The following is a 3,986-nucleotide window of genomic DNA, read 5'->3' on the forward strand; positions in this document are numbered from 1 at the left end:
GTTAAAACCAGCCCGATAAACACGGATAATACGATTGTCGAGATCTTCTCTTACGGCTGCCACTATTGCGCCTTGAACGAAGAGAATGTTGCCAAGATGGAAGCGCGGATGCCAGCCGGGACTCAACTGGTCCGTGTGCATATCGCCAACCAAAACAATGATGGTCTGGCGAGCTTTGCCCCGCTGTTTGCCACCCTGACGGTGATGGGCATTGAACCACAGCACCGTGAGAGCGCTTATGACGCCATTATCAAAGACAAAATCGATCTGAGTAATCCAGTCAATCGCGATAAATGGTTAACGAAAAACGGTATCGATCTTGATGCCTATAACAAAGCCAGCCAGACACCGCAGGTGGCAGAGCTACTGGGCTATATGACCAAAATATCCGGACACTACAAAATCAAGGCGACCCCAACGTTTATCGTCAACAAAAAGTGGATGGCCGTGCAGGATCGCGATTTCCCTGAGTTTGCCGATCATCTGCTGTCACTGTTACAGCATGACAAACCGCTGGAGCAATAATGCGTTTATTTGCCGTGTGGGTGTATCTGGCGTGGAGAGAGGCGCTCACAACCCTAGCACGCGGTTCGTTGCCCTGGCGCAGAGCATACGGCAAGACGGTTTGTTGGCTGCTGCGCCACGGCAACTACCGTTGGTTCCTTGGGCTGGGGGCGCTGGGCCGCTGGCTGCGATTAAATGACCGGGGCGATCGTCGGCGTGCCTTTGTGGCCGAGGCGAATAAGCAATCCCTGCTCAGGGCTGACTACCAAGGGAATTTTGCCCGCACCACCCAGCGCCGCCGCATACTGGAACTGGCCGCGACCTATGGTCAGAGTCCTCAGGTCGCGGCCCAGCTGGCTCGCTGCCAGGCAGAGCTTAATGCGGTCGTCGAGCCTTTGCATCAGGCAGGGCACCCAGTGGTGCTGGCACCGCTGCATATGCTCTCTGACGTGCTGGCCGGTATGGTCGGTGCCGGGGTATTTCCGGGACAGGCGACGGCGATTGTCTCCGTGAGCGTGGAGGTGTATCACGCCAGGGCGCGGGAATTAGGGGGCGTTAACCTGTCCTATTGCTCGATCCATGATGATAACCGAGAAATTGCCGGCAATCTGATGGGCGCGATTATGGAAGCGGCCGATCATCAACGCAATATCATTATTTTCCCGGATATCTCGCCGGATTACACCGTCAATGCCAATACGGCGCAAACGGCAAAGCTCAGTTGCCGTCTGTTTGATCGCCCGGCCAACTTGCACAGCGGCGTGATCCGCATTGCCAGGGCGCTGTCGGCGCAGGTGGTGTTTTATTACCTGTATTACGACAAAGAGATAAAAATCCACATTGATCCGCCGATGCCGGCGCGCAGTGTGAAAGCCAGGCTACCGGAAATTGTTGAGAGTTCGATCGTCCGGCACCCCGAGGACTGGCTGTTATGGCACGCACATTCGTTATTTTTTATCAATGAATAACCTGGAAATTGAAGAAGTCAGATCATGGAAAAGATAATCCCGACGCTGGTCTTTCAAGGCGAAACTAACGAATGTGGGCTGGCCTGCATCGCCATGATGGCGGAAACCCAGGGGATTGATGCCTCGCTGGAGAGCCTGCGCGAACGCTATCCTGCCTCACAGCATGGCACTTCACTGGCCAGGCTGTGCGATATCATGGGCGAATTGGCGATGCCCGCTTATCCCGTGGCTTTTGAGCATGACGAACTGGCAGAACTGCCGCTGCCCGCCATTTTGCATTATGGCGCCAGCCATTACGTGGTGCTGGCCTACCGTAAAGGCAACCATGTCTGCGTGATGAATCCGGGCATTGGTCAGCAACTGTTGCCGATTGATGCGCTGAAACTGGACATCAGCGGCTATGCGCTGGTGCTGGACAATGAAACCCAGCCCGATCCGCAGGCGCTGGCCAACGTGCAGCGCAGTAAACGCTCTCGTATGTTCGACACCATGAGTCTGAAAGAAACGGCACGTATCCCCGGCATTTACCGGTTGATGATACTGGCGTTTCTGATCTCGTTAACCCTGTTTATCATGCCGACGATGGTCAGTAGCGCCATCAACCAGGTCTTTTCTTCTGCGGGAAAAACCGATTTCCCCTATTTTTACTTCCTACTGGCGTTTGTCGTGTCGACCACGCTGGCCTTCGGCGTGCGTTGGCTCACCGAGCGATTTATTAAACGCTTTGTGGTGGTCAACAGCGTGGCGGGTTTCTCGCGCTTGCTGAGTAACTCGCTGAACTTCTTTGATAAACGTGCGCCGGGTGACGTGTTTAGCCGCTTTGCCAGTTGGCAGATGGCCTCGGGCATTAAAATCGAGCTGGATAACGGCCTGCGTACCGACTGGATCATCGGTGCCATCGCCCTGGCCGTGATGTGCTACATGAGCCCGCTGCTGGCCATGGTGTCTGGCTTCAGTGTCACCCTGATGGGGCTGGTTAGCGTCTGGGCCATCTATCGTGACCGCTATTTTACCCAGCAAATGCAGGTCAAAACGTCCGAGCAGAGCGATTTCATCCTGGAGAGCATTCAAGGTTTCGCCACCATCAAGTCCGCTGGGCTGGATAGCCAACGCAAGGGCCTGTTTGCCAAATATGCCCTGGCGCTGTTTACCTGCCGCCAGCAACAGAGAATGTACGAGCAGGTCAAAAGCAGCCTGTATCAGCTAATTGGCAGCCTGGAGATGGTGCTGTTTATGTTCCTGGCGCTGCCGTTGTTGAAAAACGAAACTATCACGCTCGGGGAGTTCTTTGCCTATAGCTTTGTGCGTGAAATTTTCACCTCTTACATCACCAAAATTTTCTATTCCATCCTGCAAAAGAATCAGCTGAACGTGATCGATACCCGCGCCAAGGATCTGTTTCCACCGCGTTCTGCGCCGGAGTTGGCGAGCGATGGAGTGCCCGCTCCCATTCCGCAATTTACCTCGCAGCTGGGCTATCACAATATCGCCTTTGCCTATGATGCCCAGCAACCGGTGTTGCAAGATCTCTCCCTGTTGCTCAAGCCGGGGCAAAGCATTGCCATTGTCGGTGAGTCCGGTGCGGGTAAAAGCACCTTGCTGAAAGTGATGACCGGCCTGATGACGCCACAGCAAGGAGAGATAACGGTTGATGGGCAGCCGCTCGATTATCGGCAGGTACATGCCTTGTTCTTCCTGCAAAGTCAGGAAGATATCTTGTTCAATGCCTCGGTGCTGCAGAACATCACGCTATTTGATGAGGGTTTCAATGAGCAGAAACATCGGCAGATTGAGCGTTCCCTGGCAGGGCTGAATTTAACCCCGGTGATCGAGAAGCTGCCGGGCGGCCTGAATGCTCTGATCCGCGAAAGCCATGCCGGGTTATCCCTGGGGCAGCGCCAGCGTCTGCTGTTGGCACGGGCAATGTATAGCGATCGGCCGGTGCTGGTGTTAGATGAGCCCACGGCCAACCTGGATGAAGAAACGGCGCATCAGGTAATGGAAACCTTGCTGACACACTGCCGCGAACAGCATAAAACGTTGATCACCGTCACGCACAGTGAGAGCGTCTTGCCGATGTTTGATCGGGTTTACCGCGTGAGCAATGGCCATGTGGCAAGCATTGAAACGCCACTGATGCTGACCACGGCGGTGTGTTGATGAAGCTGAAGATGTTTGGCAAGGCTCGCCGTCTGGTGGCGATCGCCTTGTTGTGCCTGGTGGCCTTGATCGGCGCGATCGTCTGGTACGTCTCGGCACCTGCGCAGGATCATACCTATGACACCGAAGAAATCGCCCGTGGTGATATCGAGAAAACCGTCTTGGCCACCGGTATCCTCAAACCGGCGCTGCAGGTCAGCGTCGGTGCGCAGGTTAATGGGCAATTACAAAAGCTGTATGTAAAACAGGGGGATCGTGTCACCCGCGGGCAACTGCTGGCGGAAATCGATCCGACCTTGCAACAGAATGCACTGCGTAAATCGCAAGCCGCCTTGCAAAGCGCGCAGGCGCAAA

4 protein-coding genes are annotated in these 3,986 nt (G+C 54.9%); all 4 read left to right on the plus strand.

Translation table 11 applies throughout. The features are described 5' to 3' along the window. Positions 1–525 (plus strand): DsbA family protein (locus tag ACLQ7H_RS13495; protein WP_411753116.1); only part of this gene is annotated, 525 nt, incomplete at its 5' end. After that, complete coding sequence (locus tag ACLQ7H_RS13500; RefSeq protein ID WP_411753117.1) at positions 525–1,472, plus strand: ABC transporter; 948 nt, start codon at positions 525–527, stop codon at positions 1,470–1,472. The genes ACLQ7H_RS13495 and ACLQ7H_RS13500, both read left to right, overlap by 1 nt. Before the next feature lie 24 nt (positions 1,473–1,496). Beyond that, a complete protein-coding gene (locus ACLQ7H_RS13505) occupies positions 1,497–3,632 on the plus strand; it encodes a peptidase domain-containing ABC transporter (protein WP_411753118.1) in 2,136 nt (711 codons plus the stop codon). Next, on the plus strand, positions 3,632–3,986 hold a 355-nt coding region (locus ACLQ7H_RS13510), incomplete at its 3' end, for a biotin/lipoyl-binding protein (protein ID WP_411753119.1). The genes ACLQ7H_RS13505 and ACLQ7H_RS13510, both read left to right, overlap by 1 nt.

Source organism: Serratia sp. (in: enterobacteria) (assembly GCF_046715635.1).
Classification (GTDB): Bacteria; Pseudomonadota; Gammaproteobacteria; order Enterobacterales; family Enterobacteriaceae; genus Chania.

Excerpts from the sequence above, each read along its gene's own strand:
- ACLQ7H_RS13500 (WP_411753117.1), top strand. The coding sequence starts at position 525 with ATGCGTTTATTTGCCGTGTGGGTGTATCTGGCGTGGAGAGAGGCGCTC.
- ACLQ7H_RS13505 (WP_411753118.1), top strand. The coding sequence starts at position 1,497 with ATGGAAAAGATAATCCCGACGCTGGTCTTTCAAGGCGAAACTAACGAA.